Genomic DNA, 20,726 nt, shown 5'->3' on the forward strand with positions numbered 1-20,726 from the left:
GGGCGTGACGCCGCTCAGAATTTCTGGGACCGCCGGATCATCCGGTCGATTTCCTGCTGCACCAGCCGTTCGACGATGGTCGGCAGGTTCTCGTCCAGCCACTCCTTCAGCAACGGCTTCAACAGCTCGCGGACGACCTCCTCCACGGTGCGCACGCCGACGGGCATCGGGCCGATCGACAGGTCATCGCCGAGCTGGCGCGCCAGATGCGTGAAATGATGGGACGATTCCTCGGCGACCCGGCGGGAGATCAGCCCGTTGTCGAGGTCCGACTGACGGATGCGCGGCCGCGGCGGGGGCGGCTCATCGTCGTCGAAATCGTCGAAGGCCGGCGCCGGACGCTTCACCGCCGGACGCGGCGGCGGGGGCGGCGGTTCGGGGTCGGGGTCGTGGAAGACCGGCTCCGGGTCGGCCATGCCGCCAAAGGCCGGTTCGTCGCGCCACGGGTCGGGCTCGTCGGGTTCGTTCCGCCCGTCATCCTGCAACATCTGGGTGAGTTCCAGAACGTCGTCGTCATCCTCCTCCATGGGAGGCGGCGGCGGAGGGGGCGGTGGCGGCGGAGGAGGTGGTGGTGGGGGCGGTGGCGGAGGGGGCGCCGCTTCCGCCTTCGCGGGTTCGCCATCCTCCGAGATGATGCGGCGGATGGAGGCGAGGATCTCCTCCATCGACGGTTCTTGCTGGCCTTTATCGCTCATCGTGGCAAACCCGGAGACGTCATCCTGACGCGGACACTAGGGCAGGACTGGGTAAAAAGCCACCAGACAAAAACGGCCCGCCGAAGCGGGCCGTTTCGATCATCCGGGAACGATCACCCAGGATGGGGCATTCAAGTGTGATCACTCGGGAACGCCGGTGCCGATCCACTTGTTGCGCACCTGCTTGTAGTGCGTGTCGGCGTCGTAATACTGGACCGGCAGGTTGAGCTGCCGTGCCGTCAACTGGCCGATGGCGCCGAGAACCGTGAAGGCCTGGACCATCTCGGTCCGCTGGGCGCGGACGAGGTTGACGCGGGCGTTCAGCAGTTCCTGCTCCTGGTTCAGCACGTCGAGCACGGTGCGCGAACCGACCTGGGCCTCCTGCCGCACGCCTTCCAGCGCGATCTCGGCGGCCCGGATCTGGGAGTTGTAGGACTCGATGCTCGCCCGGGCGGCCTGCAGCCCCTGCCACGCGCTGATCGCCGCCTCCACCGCCTGACGGCGGGTGTCGTCGATCTGCAGGCGGGCCTGATTCGCCGTGTGCTTCGCCTCGCGGGTCAGCGCTTCCGGCAGGCCGGCCTGATAGAGCGGGATGGTGATCTGCGCGGTCAGCTGGGCGCCGTCCTGGCGCTTGATGTCGATGCCCGACGAACGGCCCGCGTCGATGGTGCGGGTCGCCTGGGCCGACAGGTTGGCCGACGGGAGCAGGCGGCCGAACTGCTGGTCCACCGCCTCGCGCTGCGCCGCCTCGGTGTAGGTGGCCGACAGCACCGACGGGTTGTTGGAGCGGGCCATCTCGACGACCTCGTCCAGCGTCCCCGGCAGCTTGAACTTCGGCTTGGGCGCCTTCAGCTTGCCGGGCATCGAGCCGACGACGCGCTCGTAGGTCGCGCGCGACGCCTGGAGCGTGCCATCGGCGGAGATGCGGGCGGCGATGGAGGCGGCCAGACGCGATTCGGACTGGCTGACGTCCGTGCGGGTGTATTCGCCGACGCGGAAGCGGTCGCGGGCGGCGTCGAGCTGACGGCGCAGGACCTGCTCGTTGTTCGCCTGAAGCTCCAGCACCGCCTGGTTCTGGACGACGTCCAGATAGGCCGCCGCGGCGTTCAGCAGGATCTGCTGCTCGTTGGCGAGCACGGTGGCGCGCTGCGCCTCGACGGTGCGCTCGGCGCGGCGGACGGCCGGACCTACCGTGGCGTCGTAGAGCGGCTGGGTGGCGGAGACGCCGACGCTCTTGGCGTTGTTCTCGGAACCGGTTTCGCCGCCCTGAAAGGTGCTGTCGGTGGCGTTGCGGGTGATCCCCGCGGTCGCCCGCACCGTCGGCCGGTAGCCGGACAGGGCCTGCGGGACGCCTTCGTCCACGGCACGCTGGCGGGCGCGCTGGGCGGCGAGCGCCGGATTGTTGGAATAGGCCTGCGCTAGCGCGTCTTCGAGGGATTGGGCCGACGCGGTGTCGATGCCCCCGACGAAGGCAACCCCCAGCGTGAGGGCGGTCGCCATCAAATGGCGCGCGAAACGGCTTCGCACAGTCATGTTCAATAGACCTTCATGTTCGGGTCGATTCGGCGCGCCCAGGCATCCACCCCGCCATTCAGATTGGTGGCGCGGGAAAACCCCTGGGAACGCAACCACATGGTCACCTGCGCGCTGCGTCCACCGTGATGGCAGACGACCACGATGTCGCGGTCCCGCGGCAACTCCCCGACGCGGGCGGGCAGCGCCCCCATCGGAATGTGGAGACTGTCGGGAAGGGCGCAGATGGCCACCTCCCCCGGTTCCCGTACGTCAAGCACCAGCGGATCGCCGCCGGAGGTCCGGATGCGGTCGAGGTCTTCGACTTCCATGTCAAACGGCGCCGGCATGCCTTGATTCTCCGCTGCGGGCCGCAGGACGGCGGCCGGTGAAAGGCAAGGTGACAGGCTGGGGGTCGGGTCGACAGGGGCCGAGGCCCCTGGGATCACTCACTCTGGGATCAGAATACGAATTTCGGCTTGGCTTCGAAACCGGGCAGCGGGTGCGTGTGCGCCTCGAACAGCGTGCGGGCCGAGGTGACGCCGCCGCTGCGCTGGAAGAGCTTCACCTCGCCAACCCCACGGTCGCCCATGACGGCGCTCACCAGACGCCCGCCCTCGGCCAGCTGGGCCAGGATGCCGTCCGGCACCTCCGACACCAGGCCTTCGATCACGATCACGTCGTAGGGGGCCTGCTGCGGATAGCCCTCGGCAAGGGGCGCCATGATGATGACGGCGTTGTCGGCACCGACGGCGGTCAGCGCCTCCGTGGCCTGCCCGGCCAGCTCGGCGTCGGACTCGATGCCGACGACGGTCGCGGCGAGGCGGGCCAGCACGGCGGTCGAGTAGCCGGAGCCGCTGCCGATGTCGAGCACGACGTCGGTCGCGTCGATGCCCACTTCCTGGAGCATGCGGGCGAAGACCATCGGCTCCATCAGATAGCGGCCTTTGCCGATGGCGAGATCCTCGTCCACATAGGCAATGCCGCGCGCCGCCTTCGGCACGAACTGTTCACGGGGAATGTCGAGCATGGCGTCGACCAGACGCTGGTCGGTCACCTTGTTCGGTCGGATCTGCCCTTCGACCATGTTGAGGCGGGCGGCGGCGTATTCGGACATGGCGGTCGCTTACAATCTGGTGGACGGAGCGCGGCGCCAAGCCGTGGTGCGCGGCCTCGCTGCCTCGTCGCGTATATATCTTCAAAGTCCCACGAACACAACGCCGCACCGGTTCGGCGGAAAACGCCACAAAGGCGCTTGACCACCCCCGTGAACAGCAGTATACGTCCGCTCCCACGCCGCGGCGCTCCCGCTAGGGGGTGCCGGACACAAGGATGGCGCGGTGGCAGAGTGGTGATGCAGCGGACTGCAAATCCGTGTACGTGGGTTCGATTCCCGCCCGTGCCTCCATCCTTGATGCGGCTGAGACATCAGCGAAATCAAAGCGTTCCAAAAGCATCGCGCCCGAACGGCCCGGTGCTTTTTGCGTTCTCGCAGCGTGGGCGGACCGATCCCCTGCCCCGCCTTGGCGGTCGAATTTTTGCCATCAAAAGACTTGGCAAGCGCCTGAGGGTCCGCTATATCACCGCCCACGCCGGACGATGCGCCTCGCAAAGCCCGGTCAGACTGATCCCGGTTAGCTCAGTCGGTAGAGCAGCGGACTGTTAATCCGCGTGTCGCTGGTTCGAGTCCAGCACCGGGAGCCACTTCGATGAAAAGGCCGAGTCCTCGCGGACTCGGCCTTTTCTCATAGCGGAATTCCGCGCCATGGCTTCCGGCATCATCCGAAGGAATGGGCGTTCCGACCGAAGGCTTGATGCGCCGCCCCGCCTCACGGCGTTACACTGACCTCGCTAACACTACGAGTCGGGATTGCGCCTGTTCATCGGTGGAGGCGACCCATGACGATCTTCCCACTCCTTTCGCGACCACTCACCTCCCAGAACACCTCTTCGCGGCCCAGCGGACGCGACGACAATGGCGGATGGGTCGGCGCGGTGGCGGTCATCGCCCTGTCCATGGCCCTGGCCGTCGCCCTGCTCGGCGTCGATTGGCATCGGATGCTGGTCCGCGGGGAGTCGGTTCTGCCGGAAAACCAGCGGTCCATGGTGGTCGCGCCGATGCCCCGGTGAGCCACCGGCGAACCGCTGCCGAAGCGACGGTGTGATGGTCGAGCGGTCGGACCAGCGCGCCCCGGACCGCCACCGTGCGCCACTTGGCCGGTTCGTCTATCGGGGCTGCGGGTCGTCGTAGATCAGGCGGTTGTCCGCGGCCTCGCCGGCCGGGTCACCGATGTCGCGTTTCCATTCGCCGCACCAGTCGGTCGACAGGGTGATCGGGAAGCGCCCCTCCGTGTCGCGCGGCGTCACCTGCGGCGGAAAGCGGCGGCACAGGCCCTTCGGTCCCCTCTGGCGGATGCCCTGCCCTTCCCAGAACAGGCAGGTGTAGCAATTGTCGATTCGCTTCATCGTGGGGACGCGCTCCTTCCATACAACGGCCGCGTCCCGGCCCGGCGACCCGGCCCGGGAGCGGCGGCAGTGTCGGTCAGCCGCCCCCTCCGCGTCGATGAAGAAATGCGCGGTCCGAGGAGACCGAGCGTCACTCGTGGCGCGGCTTGCCCTTGCGCATGTCGTCGGCGTGCTGCGCGTAGAAGGCCTTGATGTCCGCATCCAGTTCGAGCTTCCGGCGTTCGCCAGACGAACCGGCGGGCTCGTCGGCGAGGCGCTGGAACTCCGCCACCGCCTGCTCAAGTTCGCGTTCGTTGTTGATGGGCATCGGTCCCGTCCTTCGTGGTGTCGTTGCCACGGGTAACGCTGCACGGCCGGCGGAGGTTTCACGGCTCGGACCGGGGACCCCGGTCGAATCGGAGAGGCCCTTGATGGTTGCGCGGCGCCCCTCATGTTTAGTTCGGGGATCGAGCAGTCCGGCGTTCCGCCCGACTCGACTCCGGCACGGGAGGGAAGCATGACGGGTCGCTGGCGCCGCATCCCCTGGACCTTCGTCTTCCCGGCAAGTCTGTTTGCCGCCATTTTCGCGGCGTTTCTTCCCGTCACCATGGCACGGGCGGACCAACTCGACGCGGCGAAGCTGGCGGGTGCCCTGGTCCGCATCTCCGCCACCATCCTTCCCGACAGCCAGAGCGCCCGCTCGCTCGGCACGGAGCGCGAGGGCACCGGCGTCGTCATCGACGGCTCCGGGCTGATCCTGACCATCGGCTACACGATCCTGGAGGCGTCGCAGCTCCAGGTCACCACCGGCGAGGGGCGCGGCTACCCCGCGGAGTTCGTGGCCTACGATCAGGCCAGCGGATTTGGGCTGCTGCGCGCCGGCATGGGCTTCAGCGCCGCGCCGGTCCGGCTTGGCGACTCCGACGCGATCAAGGAAGGGGAGCGCGCCATGGTGCTCACCCGGCAGGGCTCCACCGGGGTGCAGCCGGTGCTGATCGCCGCGAAGCGCGAGTTCGCCGGCTATTGGGAGTATCTGCTGGACGAGGCGATCTTCACCACCCCGCCGATCATGGGCTTCAACGGCGCCGCCCTGATCGACCGCAAGGGCGAACTGGTCGGGATCGGCTCGCTGATCGTGCGCGACGCGGTGCCGGCCCATGGCGGCATTCCCGGCAACATGTTCGTTCCGGTCTCCGCGCTGAAGCCGATCCTGGCCGACCTTCTGGCCTTCGGGCGGCGGCAGGAGCCGGCCCGCCCCTGGCTGGGCGTCACGCTGCGCGAGGAGCAGGGCCGCCTGATGGTCGAGCGGGTCACCCCGCAGAGCCCGGCCGCGACCGTGGGGATCCAGCCGGGCGACATGATCGTCGGGGTGGCCGGCCAGAGGCCGAAGGGGCTGGCGGACTTCTACCGCAAGGTCTGGGGTCTCGGCCCCGCCGGCGTCACCGTTCCGCTGGAGTTGCTGCGCGGTCCCAAGCTGGAGCCGGTCGCCGTTCCCTCCGCCGACCGCTACAGCACGCTGAAGCTGAACCCGACCTTCTGAGAGACTGTTCGGTCACCTCGCCCCGGCTGGGCGGATGCGCTACATCCTTGGACCGTGCCCGCACAGCAAGCCAAGGAGTGCAGCCCGTGGATCATCCGGACATCGAGGTCCTAGAGAAGAAGAGAGCCTACGACGGCTATCTCAAGGTCGACGTCTACCGCCTGCGCCACAAGAGGTTCGACGGGTCCTGGAGCGGCGTCCTGCCGCCGCGCGAGGTCTGCGTGCGCGGCGAGGCGGTGGGCGTCCTGCTCTACGATCCGGAGCGCGACAGCGTGGTCCTGATCGAGCAGTTCCGGGTGGGCTCGGCCTCGGCGGGCGGGCGGGCTTGGCTGACGGAGATCGTCGCCGGCCTGCTGGACGAAGGTGAGACGCCCGAACAGGTGGCGCGGCGCGAGGCCATGGAGGAGGCCGGCTGCGCCGTCCAGGAGATTGAGACGATCTGCGACTATTACCCCAGCCCCGGTGCCTACGACGAGCATGTCACCGTCTTCTGCGGGCGGGTGGACAGCCGGGGCCTCGCCGCAACCGGAGGCTGCGCGGACGAGCACGAGGACATCCGCATCATGGTCGTTCCGGCGGACGAGGCGATCCGGCTGCTCGACGGGAACCAGCTCAACAACTCCATCGCCATCATCGCGCTGGGCTGGTTCGCGCGGAACCGCGACCGGCTGCGTGCCCAGTGGACTGGGAAATAGGAAATACGGGAAAATTTCGTTCAATGCTGCATTTCACAAGCCGACCTTGAATTCCCTGGTGCGCAATCCGATAGTGTTGCCCGGTTCATCATTCGATTCGGGAGACAGTCCGTGGACATCCGCACCGGCTTCATCGGCTCCATCGGCAACACGCCGCTGATTCGGCTGGAAGGGCCGTCGAAGGCCACGGGATGCGAGATTCTGGGCAAGGCGGAGTTCCTCAACCCCGGAGGCTCGGTGAAGGACCGCGCAGCCCTGGCCATCGTCCGCGACGCCGAACGCCGGGGCCTTCTGCGCCCCGGCGGCACCATCGTGGAAGGCACGGCGGGCAACACCGGCATCGGGTTGGCGCTGGTCGGCAACGCGCTCGGCTACCGCACCGTCATCGTGATGCCGGAGACGCAGAGCCAGGAGAAGAAGGACATGCTGCGCCTGGTCGGCGCCGACCTTCGTCTGGTGCCGGCGGTGCCCTACTCCAACCCCGACAACTACGTCCGCTATTCCGGCCGGCTGGCCGAGGAGCTGGCGAAGACCGAGCCGAACGGCGCCGTCTGGGCCAACCAGTTCGACAATGTGGCGAACCGCGAGGGCCACCGCCTGACCACCGGTCCGGAAATCTGGACCCAGACCGAGGGGCGGGTCGACGCATTCACCTGCGCGGTGGGCAGCGGCGGCACGCTGGCCGGCGTCGGGCTCGCTCTGAAGGAGCGCAACCCGGACGTCCGCATCGTGCTGGCCGATCCGATGGGCGCCTCCCTTTACCACCACTACGCCCATGGCACGCTGAAGGCGGAGGGCAGCTCGATCACCGAAGGCATCGGCCAGGGCCGGATCACCGCCAACCTGGAGGGCGCCCCGGTCGATCAGGCTTTGCAGATCCCCGACGAAGAGGCCCTGCCGATCATCTTCGACCTGATCAAGTCGCAGGGGCTGGTGCTGGGCGGATCGTCGGGCATCAACGTCGCGGCGGCCATCCGCATCGCCCGGGAGATGGGGCCGGGCCACACCATCGTGACGATTCTCTGCGACGGAGGGCAGCGCTACCAATCGAAGCTCTTCAATCCGGCGTTCCTGCGTGAGAAGAATCTGCCTGTGCCCGATTGGCTGGATTCGTAAACGCACCCGAGGTTCCATGGAACTGATCTTCCGCGAGGACGCCTACGCCACCTCCTGCACCGCCACCGTGACGTCCGCGGACGAGCGGGGCATCCGATTGGACCGGACGGTCTTCTACCCCAACGGCGGCGGCCAGCCCGGCGACACCGGGCTGCTGCGCGTCGCCGGCGCCACGCTGCGCATCGTGGACACGGTGAAGGGCGACGGGCCGGACGATGTGATCCATGTGCCCGAGCCCGGCGCCGCCCTGCCCGCCCCCGGCACCCCGGTGGAAGCCGAGATCGACTGGGACCGCCGGCACCGCCACATGCGGATGCACACGGCGCTGCACCTCGTCTGCGCGGTCCTGCCCGGCGCCTCGATCACCGGCGCCCAGGTCGGGGCGGAGCGCAGCCGGGTCGATTTCAACGTGCCGACCGAGGGACTCGACAAGGAGGCCATCGCGGCGGCCCTGAACCGGCTGGTCGCCGCGGACACGCCGGTCGGCTCGCTGTGGATCACCGACGCGGAGTTGGACGCCAACCCCGAGTTGATCCGCACCCTGACGGTCAAGCCGCCGCGTGGTCATGGTCGCGTCCGGCTGGTGGACATCGCTGGGGTCGACCGCCAGCCCTGCGGCGGCACCCATGTGAAGCGGCTGGGCGAGATCGGCGGGCTCGACGTCGTGAAGATCGAGAACAAGGGCAAGCAGAACCGGCGCGTGATCGTCGCGCTGCGGGATTGAACGGGGAGGACATTCCATGACCGAATCGCACACCATCCACACCCTCCCCGGCCCGATCGTCCCGACGGCGTGGCTGGCGGAGCGGCTTGGCCAGCCAAGCTTGCGCGTTCTAGACGCCTCCTGGTTCATGCCCGGCTCCGGCGGCGACCCGGCCGCCGAGTTCCTGGAGCGGCACATCCCCGGCGCCGTGCGCATCGACATCGACGATGTGGCCCAGCCGGACACCCATCCCCTGCCGCACATGGTGCCGGACGAGGCGACCTTCGCGGCCAAGGTGGGGGCGCTCGGCGTCGGCAGCGGCGACGCGGTGGTCGTCTATGACAGCGCCGGCATGGCCACCGCCGCCGCGCGCGTCTGGTGGATGTTCCGCCTGTTTGGGCATGGCCGCGTCGCCGTGCTGGACGGCGGCCTGCCGAAATGGATCGCCGAGGGCCGCCCCTTGGAATCCGGAGCGGCCGAGCCGGCCCCGGCGGCGTTTGGGGCGACCCTGCAGCCGGGCCTGCTGCGCCGGGCCGACGATCTGCTCGCCAACATCGACTCGCGGGTGGACCAGGTGGTCGACGCCCGGGCCGCCAACCGCTACGAGGGCGCCGTCGCCGAGCCCTGGCCGGGCCGCCGCAGCGGGCGCATCCCCGGCAGCCTCAACCTGCCCTTCAACGAGCTGATCGACGCGGACAGCAAGACCCTGCTGCCGCCCGAAATCATCGCGGAGCGGGCGACGGGCGCCGGCCTCGATCTGGAACGCCCCATCGTTGCCTCCTGCGGCAGCGGCGTGACCGCCTGTGTGCTCGCGCTCGGGCTGGCCGCAGCCGGCAAAGAGGATGTGGCCGTCTATGACGGGTCCTGGGCGGAATGGGGCCTGCGCCCCGATCTGCCTCTGGAAACCGGACCGGTGAATCGGTGACCGACGCGCTGAGCATCCGCCACTACGAAGCTGCGGACCGCGACGACGTGGTGGCGCTGTGGACCGCCTGCAACCTCGTGGTGCCGTGGAACGACCCGGTGGCCGACATCGCGCTCGCCGTGTCGAAACCGAACGCCACGATCCTGATCGGCCGGGTGGACGACCGGACCGTGGCGTCCGTCATGGTCGGCCATGACGGTCACCGCGGCTGGTTCTACTATCTGGCGGTCGATCCTGCCTGCCGCGGAAGCGGCCATGGCCGGGCGATGGTCCGGGCGGCGGAGGGCTGGCTTGTCGAGTCCGGCATGCCCAAGGCGCAACTCATGGTGCGCACGACGAACCACGCCGTGGTGGCGTTCTATGAGCGGCTGGGCTATGCCACCGGTCCCGTTACCGTGATGCAGAAATGGCTGAAGACCGATTCTCCCTGACACCGCCGCCCCGGACGTCCCTGCCGCAGTCCCGGATCGCGGCGCCGGTGCCGCCGGGCTGCCTGTCCGTCATCGTCACCTATCTGGAGATGACGGCACCGCCGACCCATTCGCCCCTGCCCCGCCCGGCGGGTGACGTGGCGCTGGTGCGGGCCAACCCGCCAACCGCTTCCTACTACCGCTATCTCTACGACACGGTCGGCGAGCCCTGGCTGTGGCACGAGCGGCGGCGCATGCCGATGCCGGAACTGGGACGCATCGTCACCGACCCGCGGATCGAAATCTGGGTCCTCTACGTGAACGGCACGCCCGCCGGCTACGCCGAGATTGACCGGCGGGAGGACGACACCGATCTGGCCTATTTCGGGCTGATCCCCGATTTCATCGGCCTGAAGCTCGGCCCCTGGCTGCTCGACACGGCGATCCGGTTGGCCTGGCAGGGCGGGACGACGCGGCTTCTGGTCAACACCTGCACCTTCGACCATCCGAAGGCGCTGCCGCTCTACCAGTCGATGGGGTTCGTGCCGATCCGGCATGTGACCCGCGAGATCCGCGATCCCCGCCTCCTTGGCTGGCTGCCGCGGACCTCGGCCCCGCACATTCCGATCAACGAGTGACGGGCCGCTCCGGCCCGCTCGCCCGAGTTCGCTCCACGCCGTTCCGAACGCCAGGACACCGACGCCATGACGAAGGGCATTCTGTTCGCGTTCCTGGCCTTCGCCTTCTTCGCCTGGGGCGATGCGCTGGTGAAGGCGATCGGGCATGGGCTGGACCCCTTCGAGGTCACCTTCTTCGCCTACATCCTGCCGTTGCTGCTCTCCCCGGTCTTCATGACCCGGGGCGACCGGCTCGGCGACCTGCTGCGCTGGAACCGGCCCTGGCTGATGACGGTGCGGCTGGTCTTCGTGGCGGCCTCCACCCCGCTCAGCGTCATGTCGTTCCGCAGCCTTCCCTTCGCGGAAGCCTTCGCTATGATCTTCCTGATGCCCAGTTTGGTGACGCTGCTGGCGATCGTTGTGCTGAAGGAGCCGGTGCGCTGGCGTCGCCGGTTGGCCATCGGCGCGGCCTTCATCGGTGTGCTGATCGTCGCCCGCCCCGGCTTCCGCGAGCTGCTGCCCGGCCATTTCGCGGCGCTGGGCTGCGCCTTCAGCTCCGCCGTCGTGGTCATCACCGGGCGGATGATCGGGCATTCCGAGAAGCGCTTCACCCTGATCGGGACGGTCTTTCTGTCCACCGCCGTCGCGTCCGGCCTGCTGATGATCCCCGGCTTCGAGTGGCCGACGCGGGAGCAATGGATTCTGACGGTGGGCTTCGCCACCACGACCTTCGCCGCCCAGGCCCTCTTCACCCTGGCCGCCGCCTTCGCCCCGGCCGATCGCGTGGGGGCGGCCCAGTACAGCCAGATCCTGTGGGCGCTGGCCATCGGGGCGATCTTCTTCGACGAGTGGCCGGACCTGCTGTCGCTGGTCGGCATCGTGATCGTGGTCGGCTCCGGGCTGTTCATCTTCGCCCGCGAGCACGCCCGGCATCCCGACCCTATCCCTGGCCCGGCTCCCGATGCGGAGCCGGAGGTCAGCTCAGAATCTCTCCCAGAGCGGCGACCAGAGCCCGGTTTTCGTCCTCCCGCCCGACCGTGATGCGCAGGCAGTCGGCCAGCCCGTAGTCCTGGGTTGGCTTCACCAGGATGCCGCGGCGCGCCAGATGGTCCAGCACCGCCTGGACACCGAGCGACGGGTCGGTCGGGATGCGCGCCAGGATGAAGTTGCAGACGCTGGGATAGACGCGCACGCCGAGCTGTTCCAGCTCATGGCTCAGCCAGGGCAGCCATGCGCTGTTGTGGGCGAAGGTCGCCTCCTCATGCTCGGTGTCGCCGACGGCGGCCTCCGCCGCGGCCTGGGCGGCGATCCCGACGTTGAAGGGGCCGCGCGTCTGGTTGACCGCCTCGATCACCCCCGCCGGGCCGTAGGCCCAGCCGACTCGCAGCCCGGCCAGCCCGTGCAGCTTGGAAAAGGTGCGCACCATCAGCACGTTGTCGGAGTTCTCGACGATCTCCGTCCCGTCGCTGTAGTTGTCGCGGCGGCAATAGTCGGCGTAGGCCGAATCGAGCACCAGCAGCGTGTGCGACGGCAGGCCGGCGCGCAGCCGCAGGACCATCTCCGACGGGATGTAGGTGCCGGTGGGGTTGTTCGGGTTGGCGAGGAAGCAGAGCTTGGTCTTCTCGTTCGCCCGGTCGATCATCGCCTCGACATCGACGACCAGATCGCGCTCCGCCGCGATCACCGGCGTCGCCCCGGCGGCGCGGATCGCCTTCATGAAGCCGCGGTAGCCGTGCTCGTGGCACAAAACCTCGTCCCCCGGCCCGGCGAAGGCCTGGGTGACGAGGTGGATCATCTCGTCGGAGCCGTTGGCGCAGGTGATGTGTCCGGCGTCCAGATCGTAGCGCCGGGCAATGGCGTGGCGCAGGCGGTCCTGCGACCAGTCGGGATAGCGGTGGATCTGCGCTGCCATGTGGCGGTAGGCGGTGAGCGCCTTCTTGCCGGGTCCCAGCGGATTGACCGTCAGCGACAGATCGACCCAGGCGCCGCCGTCCTCCGGTGGTCTTGCGGGACGGTAGGGCTTGATCTGGCCAATTCCGGGACGGGGACTCAGCAGCTCCATCAGGCAGGCTCCGTTGTGCGCAGCGGCAAACAGCACGAACGGACTGCATTCAACCCGAAACCGGGGCAACCCGCCAGCGTTCCTTGCGGGTTGCGCTGGTTTACCGCGCCGGAACAAGCCGTTCCGGCGCGGTTGTGAGCATCAGTGGTTCAGGATCTGGCTGAGGAACAGCTTCGTCCGGTCCGACTGCGGGTGGTTGAAGAACTCGTTGGGCGTGTTCTGCTCGACGATCTCGCCGCGGTCCATGAAGATGACGCGGTCGGCGACCGACTTGGCGAAGCCCATCTCGTGCGTCACGCAGAGCATGGTCATGCCGTCCTCGGCCAGACCGATCATGACGTCCAGCACCTCCTTGACCATCTCGGGGTCGAGCGCCGAGGTCGGCTCGTCGAACAGCATGACCTTCGGGCTCATGCACAGCGAGCGGGCAATGGCGACGCGCTGCTGCTGCCCGCCGGAGAGCTGGCCGGGGTACTTGTGCGCCTGCTCGGCGATGCGCACCCGCTTCAGGTAGCGCATCGCCATCTCCTCCGCCTCGGCCTTCGGCTTCTTGCGGACCCATATGGGGGCGAGCGTGCAATTCTCCAGCACGGTCAGGTGCGGGAACAGGTTGAAGTGCTGGAACACCATGCCGACTTCGCGGCGGACCAGCTCGATGTTCTTCAGGTTGCCGGTCAGCTCGATGCCGTCGACGACGATGGAGCCCTTCTGGTGCTCCTCAAGCCGGTTCAGGCAGCGGATCATGGTCGACTTGCCGGAGCCCGAGGGGCCGCAGATGACGATCCGCTCTCCCTTGGCGACCGACAGGTCGATGTTCTTCAGGACGTGGAACTCGCCGTACCACTTGTGCACGCCCTGGCACTGGATGATCGGCTCCCCCTGGGGGAAGCTGCGCGCGGCGCCGGCGGTTTGGGTCATGGTCATCTCTTTTCCCTCTCCCTCAGCGACGGTGACCGCGACGCAGGTCGCGTTCGAGCTTTTGGCTGTATTTGGACATCGAGAAGCAGAACACCCAGTAGATCACGCCGATGAACAGGTAGGCCTCGCGGTAGAAGCCGCGCCAGGCCGGGTCGGACAGCGCCGCCTTGGCCGTGCCCAGCAGGTCGTAGAGGCCGATGATGATGACCAGCGACGTGTCCTTGAAGAAGCTGATGAAGGTGTTCACCAGCGGCGGGATGGAGATGGCGAGCGCCTGCGGCAGGATGATCTTGCCCATCGCCTGCCAGTAGTTCAGGCCGAGCGCGTCCGCCGCCTCGTACTGGCCTTTTGGAATGGCCTGCAGACCGCCGCGAATCGCTTCCGCCATGTAGGCGGCGGCGAACATGATGAAGGCGATCTGGGCGCGCAGCAGCTTGTCGAAGTTCACGCCGGTCGGCAGGAACAGCGGGAACATCACCGACGCCATGAACAGCAGGCTGATCAGCGGCACGCCGCGGATCAGCTCGATGTAGGTCACCGAGATGACGCGGATGGCCGGAAGCTGCGACCGCCGCCCCAGGGCCAGCAGGACCGACGCCGGAAAGGCCACGGACAGGCCGACCACCGAGAGCATCAGCGTCAGCGGCAGGCCGCCCCACAGCGTGTTCTCGACATAGGTCAGACCCAGAACGCCGCCCCACATCAGCACGCCCACCGCGGTCAGGCCAGCGATCCAGACGAGGCCCAGCCAGGGCTTCCAGAAACGGCGGTCGCAGCTCGCCAGCACCAGCGCGATGATGATCACGATGGTGATCAGCGGCCGCCACTGCTCGTCGTATGGGAAGGTGCCGAACATGACGAAGCGCAGCTTCTCGCTGACGAAGGTCCAGCAGGCGCCGCCCTCCTGCCGGCACACCTGGGGCGGCGTGCCGAAGCTGTTGGCGCTGAAGATCAGCCAGTCGAGAAGCGGCGGGATCGCCTTGAACAGCAGCCAGGCGATCAGGATCGTCAGGAGCGCGTTGTACCAAGTGTTGAACAGGTTGTTGCGCAGCCACGCCACGGGGCCGACGGTGTTGGCCGGCGGACGCTCGTCGGGAATGCTTCCGGTATGGACGTTGCCGGTATGGACGTTGCCGGTATGAACGTTGTTTGCCATGGCCGTCAGCGCTCCACCAGCGCGATGCGCTTGTTGTACCAGTTCATGAAGATCGAGATGCCCAGGCTGATGACCAGATAGGTGCCCATGATCATCGCCACGCCCTCGATCGCCTGACCGGTCTGGTTCAGCGTCGTGTTGGCGATCGACACCAGATCCGGGTAGCCGATGGCGAGCGCCAGGGAGCTGTTCTTGGTCAGGTTCAGATACTGGCTGGTCAGCGGCGGCACGATCACCCGCAGCGCCTGCGGCAGGACGACGAGCCGCAGCGTCTTGCCGCTGTCGATGCCGAGCGCCCTTGCGGCTTCCGTCTGGCCCCAGTTGACCGCCAGGATGCCGCTGCGCACCACCTCGGCGATGAAGGCGGCGGTGTAGACGACCAGCCCGACCAGAATCGCGAAGAACTCCGGGGTGAGGACCACGCCGCCGACGAAGTTGAAGCCCTGCAGCTTCGGAACGTCCAGCGCCGTCGGCGCGCCGCCGGCGATGTAGGCGATCAGCGGCAGGCCGATCAGCAGACCCAGGCTCGCCGATCCGATCGGGAAGGGCTGGCCCGTCCGCTCCTGCCGGGCCTTGGCCCAGCGCCGCAGGAAGATCACGCCGATCACTGCGATGGCGAGCGCGAAGCCCATCGTGCCCCACACCGGGTCGGCGGAGGGCACCGGCACGAACAGGCCACGCTGCGACAGGAACACGCCGGGAATCGGGTTCAGCGCCTGCCGCACCGGCGGCATGCTTTCCGAGACCAGCGCATACCAGAAGAAGAGCTGGAGCAGCGGCGGAATGTTTCGGACGATCTCCACATAGGTGGAGGCCAGCTTGGCGATCAGCCAGTTGCTCGACAGGCGGGCGACGCCGATCAGCGTGCCCAGCACGGTCGCCAGGACGACGCCGATGATCGACACCTTCAGCGTGTTCAGCACGCCGACCAAGAAGGCCCGGCCGTAGCTGTCCCGCGGATGGTAGTCGATCAGGCTCTCACCGATGCCGAAGGAGGCCTCGCGGTCCAGGAATCCGAATCCCGTCGCGATGGACCGCTTCGACAGGTTGTCGAGCGTGTTGTGAATAAGGAACCAGCCGACCGCGATGACGATGCCAACCACCAGAACCTGGTAGAACACGGCACGGACCGTCGGGTCGCTGAGGGAAAATGAAACACCGCCAGGCGCGCTTGGGCGCGCGGTGTCCCGGGTCTCGCTGGCCACGGTTCTCTCCCCTCACCAGCATGGCATAAGGGCGTCGGCCGCCTCCCGAACGTCCGCCGCAACTTGCGCCACGTATATCGTCTCCCAAACGGGCCTGCGGCACGGGCATTGATTCTTGTCGCCCTGCAACCGCCCTGCCCGTCGTCAAAAAAGGAAGGACCGCGGGCCTCCCTGTGGTCCGCGGTCCCCCTTTCCGTCCTTAGCGGATCGGCATCGCGTACTGCAGACCGCCGTTGGTCCACAGCGCGTTCAGGCCGCGCTCCAGCTTCAGCGGGGTCTTCGTGCCGACGTTGCGCTCGAAGATCTCACCATAGTTGCCCATGGTCTTGATGATGTTGTAGGCCCACTTCTCGTCCAGGCCCAGCGCCTTGCCCATGCCCGGCGAGGTGCCGAGGATGCGCTGGATCTCCGGGTTCTTGCTGTTCACGAACTCGTCGACGTTCTTGGACGTGATGCCCATCTCTTCGGCCTGGATGGTCGCGTAGACGGTCCACTTCACCACATCGAACCACTGGTCGTCACCATGGCGGACGGCGGGGGCCAGCGGCTCTTTGGAGATGATCTCCGGAAGGATGATGTGATCGTCCGGAACCGGGGCCACGCCAGCGCGGGTGCCGGCCAGGCCGGAGGCGTCCGTCGTCAGCACGTCGCAGCGGCCGGCGAAGTAGGCGGCGTTCACCTCGTCGTTCGACTCGATGACGACCGGGTTGTAGGACATGTTGTTGGTGCGGAAATAGTCCGCCAGGTTCAGTTCGGTCGTGGTGCCGGCCTGGACGCAGACGGTGGCGCCGTTCAGCTCCTTGGCGCTCTTCACGCCGAGCTTCTTGTTCACCATGAAGCCCTGGCCGTCATAATAGGTGACCGGGGCGAAGTTCAGGCCGACCGAGGTGTCGCGGGTCAGCGTGACGGTGGTGTTGCGCGACAGCAGATCGACCTCGCCCGACTGGATGGCGGGGAAACGCTGCTGGGCCGACAGCGGGGTGAACTTGACCTTGTTGGGGTCGTTGAACAGCGCAACCGCGACCGCGCGGCAGTAATCGACATCGAGACCGGTCCAGTTGCCCGAGCTGTCGGGGTTGCCGAAGCCCGGAAGGCCGGCGTTCACGCCGCACTGGACGAAGCCGCGGCCCTTGACGGCGTCCAGCGTCGGACCGGCCTGGGCGCCGGTCACGGCGCCGAACACCACGGCCGCGGCAGCAGCGGCGAGGATTCCCGATTTCATATTAAGCTCCACCCTGTTCTTGCGTTTTTACGCTTAGGTTCATGCATTGCGCGCCCCGCATGGCGGACACGCGCGTGTGACAAGAGTGCACCAACAGCAACCGGCTTGTCGAATCATCCTTAAGCCGTGCATTTGGCTTGGTTATCCCTTACAGAGGCTTGGGGAAAAGAAATCTTTGGCGGTCGGGTCCATCCTGGAAAGTCAGGATACGACCACCGTCACTGTTGTTGCGGGAAGACCCATGAAAGACGCACGAAAAGATACGGTCCTCGGACACGCCGGGCGCAGCCCGCGTGAGAATCACGGAATTGTGAATCCGCCGGTCTACCATTGTTCGACCGTGCTCTTTCCGACTCTGGAGGAGTTGGAGGCGAGCGACCGCGCCCCCTTCGACACGATCAACTACGGACGCGTCGGGACTCCGACCACGCTGGCCTTCGAACAGGCGGTGACGGAGCTTGAAGGAGCCTACCGCTCCGTCAACACCGGGTCCGGCCTGAACGCCATCGCGACGGCGCTGCTGGCCTTCACCAAGACCGGCGACCATGTGCTGATCACCGACAGCGCCTACGCCCCGACCCGCCGATTCGCCACCGACACGCTGGTCCCCTACGGCGTGGAGGTCGAGTATTTCGACCCCACCATCGGCGCCGGCATCACCGCGCTGCTGAAGCCCAACACCCGCGTCGTCTTCCTCGAATCGCCGGGCTCCCTGACCTTCGAGGTGCAGGACGTTCCGGCCATCGCCGCGGCGGCCAAGACGGTGGGCGCCACGGTGATGATCGACAACACCTGGGCCACCCCCCTCTTCTTCCAGCCGCTGAAGCATGGGGTGGACGTGTCGATCCACTCGGCGACCAAGTACATCGTCGGCCACGCCGACGCGATGCTGGGCGTGATCTCCTGCGCCGACGAGGCGCACTGGCTGGCGGTGAAGAAGGCGGCGACGCGGACGGGCACCTGCGCCGGGCCGGACGACCTCTATCTGGGGCTGCGCGGCCTGCGCACCCTGGCCGTCCGCCTGCGGCAGCACGAGGAAAGCGCGCTCGCGCTGGCCGGCTGGCTGTCGAAGCAGCCCGAGGTCACCCGCATCCTTCATCCGGCCTTCCCGGAATGCCCGGGCCATGATTTGTGGAAGCGCGACATCGGACGATCCTCCGGCCTGTTCTCCATCGTCATGCACGCGGCGCCGAAGCCGGCCCTGTCGGCGATGCTGAACTCCCTGGAGCTGTTCGGTCTGGGCTACAGCTGGGGCGGGTTCGAGAGCCTGATCCTGCCGGCGCGGCCCGGGGCCGTGCGCACGGCGACCCGCTGGACCGATCCCGGCACCGTGCTGCGGCTGCACGCCGGGCTGGAGAACGTCGACGATCTCATCCGCGACCTGGACGGCGCCTTCGCCCGCCTGAGGGCGGCCCGCTGACACGCGGCACGAACACGAGGACTGGACACCATGACGGACGCCACCGCGCCCGAGCCCGCATACCCCGAGCCCGCATACGATGACGTGATCGCGGCCATCGCCTTCAACGCCGACGGGCTGGTCCCCGCAATCGCCCAGGCGGAAGGCACCGGCGAGATTCTTATGATGGCCTGGATGAACCGGGACGCCGTTCTGGAAACCCTGCGCACGGGGCGCGTCTGCTACTGGTCGCGGTCGCGCAAGGGGTTGTGGCGCAAGGGCGAGACCTCCGGCCAGATGCAGCGGCTGAAGGATTTCCGCGTCGATTGCGACGGCGACACCCTGCTGGTCATCGTGGAACAGGACGGCGTCGCCTGCCACACCGGACGCCGCAGTTGCTTCTACCGAGCGCTGCGTGATGGAAAACTCGAAATTATTCAGGATGTTGAGACCGATCCTTCGGTTCTCTACGGACACACGCACAAATAAGACGGCAATAATTAAGACGCTAAACCTTCGCTGCAATGCGAAAAGTGTTTGATCTATGTCAAAGTAGCCGGGGTCCGGAGGAGGTAGAACGCTCTTGTCTCTAACCCTCCCTGTATTCGCCTATGCCGGGGGTTCCAATGGAACCCTCGGCTATTTTTTTGCCCGAAGACAATCTGGGCCGGTTGCAGGCAGCTGATAAAATTAGCGTCGATTGACGCAGATCAACGAAGCGGATGAGCCGCGGGAGTAAACAGTCCTTGTCTCTAACCCTCCCTGTATTCACTTAGCCGGAGATCCACTGGATCTCCGGTTTTTTCTTGTGCGGGTGATGGGCATTGCGCCGCAATCAGGGGCGGTGCCGTGTGCGGGTCCAGCGCATGACCGCTCCGATGACGGACAGCGGGACGACGATCACCGCCCCGATCAGGATGTAGGGCAGCGCCCAATGAAAGAAGTCGGCCGCCAACCGGGCGATGTCCTGGATCGTGCCCCAACTGTTGGTCAGGATGCTCGCCGGGTTGATGTCCAGAAAGGACAGAACCAGCCCGACCACGAAGCACAGAAGAAGCGTTCTGACGATCCAACCGACCAAGACATCACCTCGTGCTGACGCCGAACGGCGTGGGATTGCACACGCGCCCCGTGCAACGTCTCCGGTATGGAGACCGTTCCCTGAGGTAGATGGTGACGGCGGTGGCGCATGATAACGCCCAGGCCCGCCTTCGTACCGGCGCGTTCGGGTTATCCCCATTTTCTGTGGATAACTTTGTGGATGAGTCGTCAAGCCCGTTGGGGTGGCGGTCGGTTACCGCCATGCCCCTAATTTGGGCATGGCCATTGCGGTGCGAAACCATTGGATACACTGCGAATTGTCAGGCTTTGACCGCGATCGCGCGCTTCGCTATCCCTTCGTCTACGACGAAAGGGGTATGGGGATAACTGTGTTGACCAATTTTGGAATCAGGTGACCGACCACCGATGAAAATCAGCGGCCGGTCCAAATCGATAATGAGCAAGCGGAACTGCAAAGGAGATGGCGACCCCAGCAGGATTCGAACCTGCGACCTATCGCTTAGAAGGCGATTGCTCTATCCAACTGAGCTATGGGGCCCCGGTCCGGATCAGAAGCGCGGACGGTCCATGCGGAAGTTGTCGGCGTAGTTGCGCGGCCGAACGCGGCGCACGGGAGCGTCCTGGACCGTGTAGTCCCAGCCCTTGCGCTGGGCGAAGGCAACCGCCTCCTCCGACGTCTCGAAACCGATGCGCACCTGGTTGAGCGTGTCGCCAGAGCTGATCCAGCCCATCAACGGCTCCGGACGGCGCGGGGTTTCAATCTCGTATTCAAGCAGCCAACGATGCGTCTTGGCACGCCCGGACTGAGTGGCCGCTTTGCTCGGCTGGTAGATCCGGACCTTCATGACGCGGCATCTCCTCTGATACGTGCGTGGTGCATCGTTCGAATTTCGTTGGTCGGGGCGCCCGGATTCGAACCGGGGGCCTCCAGTACCCAAAACTGGCGCGCTGACCAGACTGCGCTACGCCCCGACGTCGGGCAGTGGAATACACGAACCCCGCGCGAACGGCAAGACGCAGCCGCATCTATCCCGCAGGGTGGGG

The 20,726-nt window shown here is 66.9% G+C and carries 24 protein-coding genes and 4 tRNA genes; 13 read left to right on the top strand and 15 right to left on the bottom strand.

Going from position 1 to position 20,726, the window contains the following annotated elements; translation table 11 throughout:
* Positions 1-14: 14 nt before the first annotated feature.
* The 4 genes from ACWPN5_RS10700 to ACWPN5_RS10715 all read right to left on the bottom strand — a co-directional run bounded on the left by ACWPN5_RS10700 (position 15) and on the right by ACWPN5_RS10715 (position 3,324).
* Positions 15-695, bottom strand: coding sequence for a DUF2497 domain-containing protein (locus tag ACWPN5_RS10700; protein ID WP_145686225.1), 681 nt, complete (start codon positions 693-695; stop codon positions 15-17).
* 141 nt (positions 696-836) lie between these two features.
* Positions 837-2,195: a TolC family outer membrane protein gene (locus ACWPN5_RS10705; RefSeq protein ID WP_247888343.1), complete on the bottom strand. Its 1,359-nt coding sequence runs from the start codon at positions 2,193-2,195 to the stop codon at positions 837-839.
* A gap of 35 nt (positions 2,196-2,230) precedes the next feature.
* Complete coding sequence (locus ACWPN5_RS10710) at positions 2,231-2,557, bottom strand: rhodanese-like domain-containing protein (protein ID WP_094302098.1); 327 nt, start codon at positions 2,555-2,557, stop codon at positions 2,231-2,233.
* A gap of 110 nt (positions 2,558-2,667) precedes the next feature.
* Positions 2,668-3,324, bottom strand: coding sequence for a protein-L-isoaspartate O-methyltransferase family protein (locus ACWPN5_RS10715; RefSeq protein ID WP_145686230.1), 657 nt, complete (start codon positions 3,322-3,324; stop codon positions 2,668-2,670).
* Positions 3,325-3,541: 217 nt separating this feature from the next.
* Between ACWPN5_RS10715 and ACWPN5_RS10720 the strand changes: the two genes are divergently transcribed.
* The 3 genes from ACWPN5_RS10720 to ACWPN5_RS10730 all read left to right on the top strand — a co-directional run bounded on the left by ACWPN5_RS10720 (position 3,542) and on the right by ACWPN5_RS10730 (position 4,337).
* Positions 3,542-3,615: transfer RNA gene (locus ACWPN5_RS10720), tRNA-Cys, on the top strand.
* A 220-nt stretch (positions 3,616-3,835) separates the two neighbouring features.
* Positions 3,836-3,911 (top strand) — tRNA-Asn (locus ACWPN5_RS10725).
* A gap of 195 nt (positions 3,912-4,106) precedes the next feature.
* Positions 4,107-4,337 (top strand): hypothetical protein, encoded by a 231-nt coding sequence (locus ACWPN5_RS10730; RefSeq protein WP_200478670.1) that lies wholly within the window; start codon positions 4,107-4,109, stop codon positions 4,335-4,337.
* Positions 4,338-4,433: 96 nt separating this feature from the next.
* On the opposite strand, the gene ACWPN5_RS10735 is transcribed toward ACWPN5_RS10730, so the two are convergent.
* Together ACWPN5_RS10735 and ACWPN5_RS10740 are read right to left on the bottom strand one after the other, a co-directional pair.
* A complete protein-coding gene (locus ACWPN5_RS10735; RefSeq protein WP_014240444.1) occupies positions 4,434-4,673 on the bottom strand; it encodes a hypothetical protein in 240 nt (79 codons plus the stop codon).
* Positions 4,674-4,803: 130 nt separating this feature from the next.
* Positions 4,804-4,980 carry a hypothetical protein gene (locus ACWPN5_RS10740; RefSeq protein WP_186466118.1) on the bottom strand — a complete coding sequence of 59 codons (177 nt, stop codon included), beginning with the start codon at positions 4,978-4,980 and terminating at the stop codon, positions 4,804-4,806.
* Between the two features lie 189 nt (positions 4,981-5,169).
* On the opposite strand from ACWPN5_RS10740, the gene ACWPN5_RS10745 reads away from it, so the two are divergent.
* The 8 genes from ACWPN5_RS10745 (at position 5,170) to ACWPN5_RS10780 (ending at position 11,699) form a co-directional block, all read left to right on the top strand.
* Positions 5,170-6,192, top strand: a complete 1,023-nt coding sequence (locus tag ACWPN5_RS10745; protein ID WP_492295385.1) for a S1C family serine protease — start codon at positions 5,170-5,172, stop codon at positions 6,190-6,192.
* Between the two features lie 86 nt (positions 6,193-6,278).
* Positions 6,279-6,887: an NUDIX domain-containing protein gene (locus ACWPN5_RS10750; protein WP_492295386.1), complete on the top strand. Its 609-nt coding sequence runs from the start codon at positions 6,279-6,281 to the stop codon at positions 6,885-6,887.
* 111 nt (positions 6,888-6,998) lie between these two features.
* Entirely contained in the window at positions 6,999-8,003 is a 1,005-nt protein-coding gene (locus ACWPN5_RS10755; protein ID WP_145686236.1) for a cysteine synthase A, read from the top strand.
* 16 nt (positions 8,004-8,019) lie between these two features.
* Positions 8,020-8,727, top strand: coding sequence for an alanyl-tRNA editing protein (locus ACWPN5_RS10760; protein WP_492295387.1), 708 nt, complete (start codon positions 8,020-8,022; stop codon positions 8,725-8,727).
* 16 nt (positions 8,728-8,743) lie between these two features.
* Positions 8,744-9,631, top strand: a complete 888-nt coding sequence (gene sseA / locus ACWPN5_RS10765; RefSeq protein ID WP_492295388.1) for a 3-mercaptopyruvate sulfurtransferase — start codon at positions 8,744-8,746, stop codon at positions 9,629-9,631.
* The gene (locus tag ACWPN5_RS10770) at positions 9,628-10,062 is read left to right on the top strand and encodes a GNAT family acetyltransferase (protein WP_492295389.1); all 435 of its coding nucleotides are present in this window, start codon (positions 9,628-9,630) and stop codon (positions 10,060-10,062) included. The genes sseA and ACWPN5_RS10770 overlap by 4 nt, the downstream gene beginning before the upstream one ends.
* On the top strand, positions 10,038-10,679 hold the full coding sequence (locus ACWPN5_RS10775) for a GNAT family N-acetyltransferase (RefSeq protein WP_492295390.1): 642 nt from the start codon (positions 10,038-10,040) through the stop codon (positions 10,677-10,679). The genes ACWPN5_RS10770 and ACWPN5_RS10775 overlap by 25 nt, the downstream gene beginning before the upstream one ends.
* Before the next feature lie 66 nt (positions 10,680-10,745).
* Complete coding sequence (locus tag ACWPN5_RS10780) at positions 10,746-11,699, top strand: EamA family transporter (protein WP_200478664.1); 954 nt, start codon at positions 10,746-10,748, stop codon at positions 11,697-11,699.
* Here the strand turns inward: ACWPN5_RS10780 and ACWPN5_RS10785 are convergent.
* The 5 genes from ACWPN5_RS10785 to ACWPN5_RS10805 form a co-directional block, all read right to left on the bottom strand.
* Positions 11,635-12,720, bottom strand: a complete 1,086-nt coding sequence (locus ACWPN5_RS10785; RefSeq protein ID WP_145686246.1) for a pyridoxal phosphate-dependent aminotransferase — start codon at positions 12,718-12,720, stop codon at positions 11,635-11,637. The genes ACWPN5_RS10780 and ACWPN5_RS10785 overlap by 65 nt on opposite strands.
* A 141-nt stretch (positions 12,721-12,861) precedes the next feature.
* Positions 12,862-13,638 (bottom strand): amino acid ABC transporter ATP-binding protein, encoded by a 777-nt coding sequence (locus ACWPN5_RS10790; RefSeq protein ID WP_119508431.1) that lies wholly within the window; start codon positions 13,636-13,638, stop codon positions 12,862-12,864.
* A 22-nt stretch (positions 13,639-13,660) separates the two neighbouring features.
* A complete protein-coding gene (locus tag ACWPN5_RS10795; RefSeq protein ID WP_492295391.1) occupies positions 13,661-14,794 on the bottom strand; it encodes an amino acid ABC transporter permease in 1,134 nt (377 codons plus the stop codon).
* Positions 14,795-14,799: 5 nt separating this feature from the next.
* Complete coding sequence (locus tag ACWPN5_RS10800) at positions 14,800-15,999, bottom strand: amino acid ABC transporter permease (protein WP_145686250.1); 1,200 nt, start codon at positions 15,997-15,999, stop codon at positions 14,800-14,802.
* Between the two features lie 199 nt (positions 16,000-16,198).
* Positions 16,199-17,221, bottom strand: coding sequence for an amino acid ABC transporter substrate-binding protein (locus ACWPN5_RS10805; protein ID WP_014240430.1), 1,023 nt, complete (start codon positions 17,219-17,221; stop codon positions 16,199-16,201).
* A 241-nt stretch (positions 17,222-17,462) separates the two neighbouring features.
* On the opposite strand from ACWPN5_RS10805, the gene metC reads away from it, so the two are divergent.
* Complete coding sequence (gene metC, locus ACWPN5_RS10810; RefSeq protein ID WP_492295392.1) at positions 17,463-18,641, top strand: cystathionine beta-lyase; 1,179 nt, start codon at positions 17,463-17,465, stop codon at positions 18,639-18,641.
* A gap of 30 nt (positions 18,642-18,671) precedes the next feature.
* A complete protein-coding gene (hisI, locus tag ACWPN5_RS10815) occupies positions 18,672-19,109 on the top strand; it encodes a phosphoribosyl-AMP cyclohydrolase (RefSeq protein ID WP_145686254.1) in 438 nt (145 codons plus the stop codon).
* 346 nt (positions 19,110-19,455) lie between these two features.
* Here hisI and ACWPN5_RS10820 read toward each other — a convergent pair whose 3' ends face one another.
* From ACWPN5_RS10820 to ACWPN5_RS10835, 4 genes are all read right to left on the bottom strand, one after another.
* Positions 19,456-19,701: a DUF6460 domain-containing protein gene (locus ACWPN5_RS10820; protein ID WP_145676475.1), complete on the bottom strand. Its 246-nt coding sequence runs from the start codon at positions 19,699-19,701 to the stop codon at positions 19,456-19,458.
* A 442-nt stretch (positions 19,702-20,143) separates the two neighbouring features.
* Positions 20,144-20,220, bottom strand: a tRNA-Arg gene (locus tag ACWPN5_RS10825).
* Positions 20,221-20,230: 10 nt separating this feature from the next.
* Entirely contained in the window at positions 20,231-20,527 is a 297-nt protein-coding gene (locus ACWPN5_RS10830; RefSeq protein ID WP_014240426.1) for an ETC complex I subunit, read from the bottom strand.
* A gap of 49 nt (positions 20,528-20,576) precedes the next feature.
* A tRNA-Pro gene (locus tag ACWPN5_RS10835) sits at positions 20,577-20,654 on the bottom strand.
* Positions 20,655-20,726: the final 72 nt, after the last annotated feature.

The sequence above is a fragment of the Azospirillum sp. UENF 211521 genome, assembly GCF_058780535.1.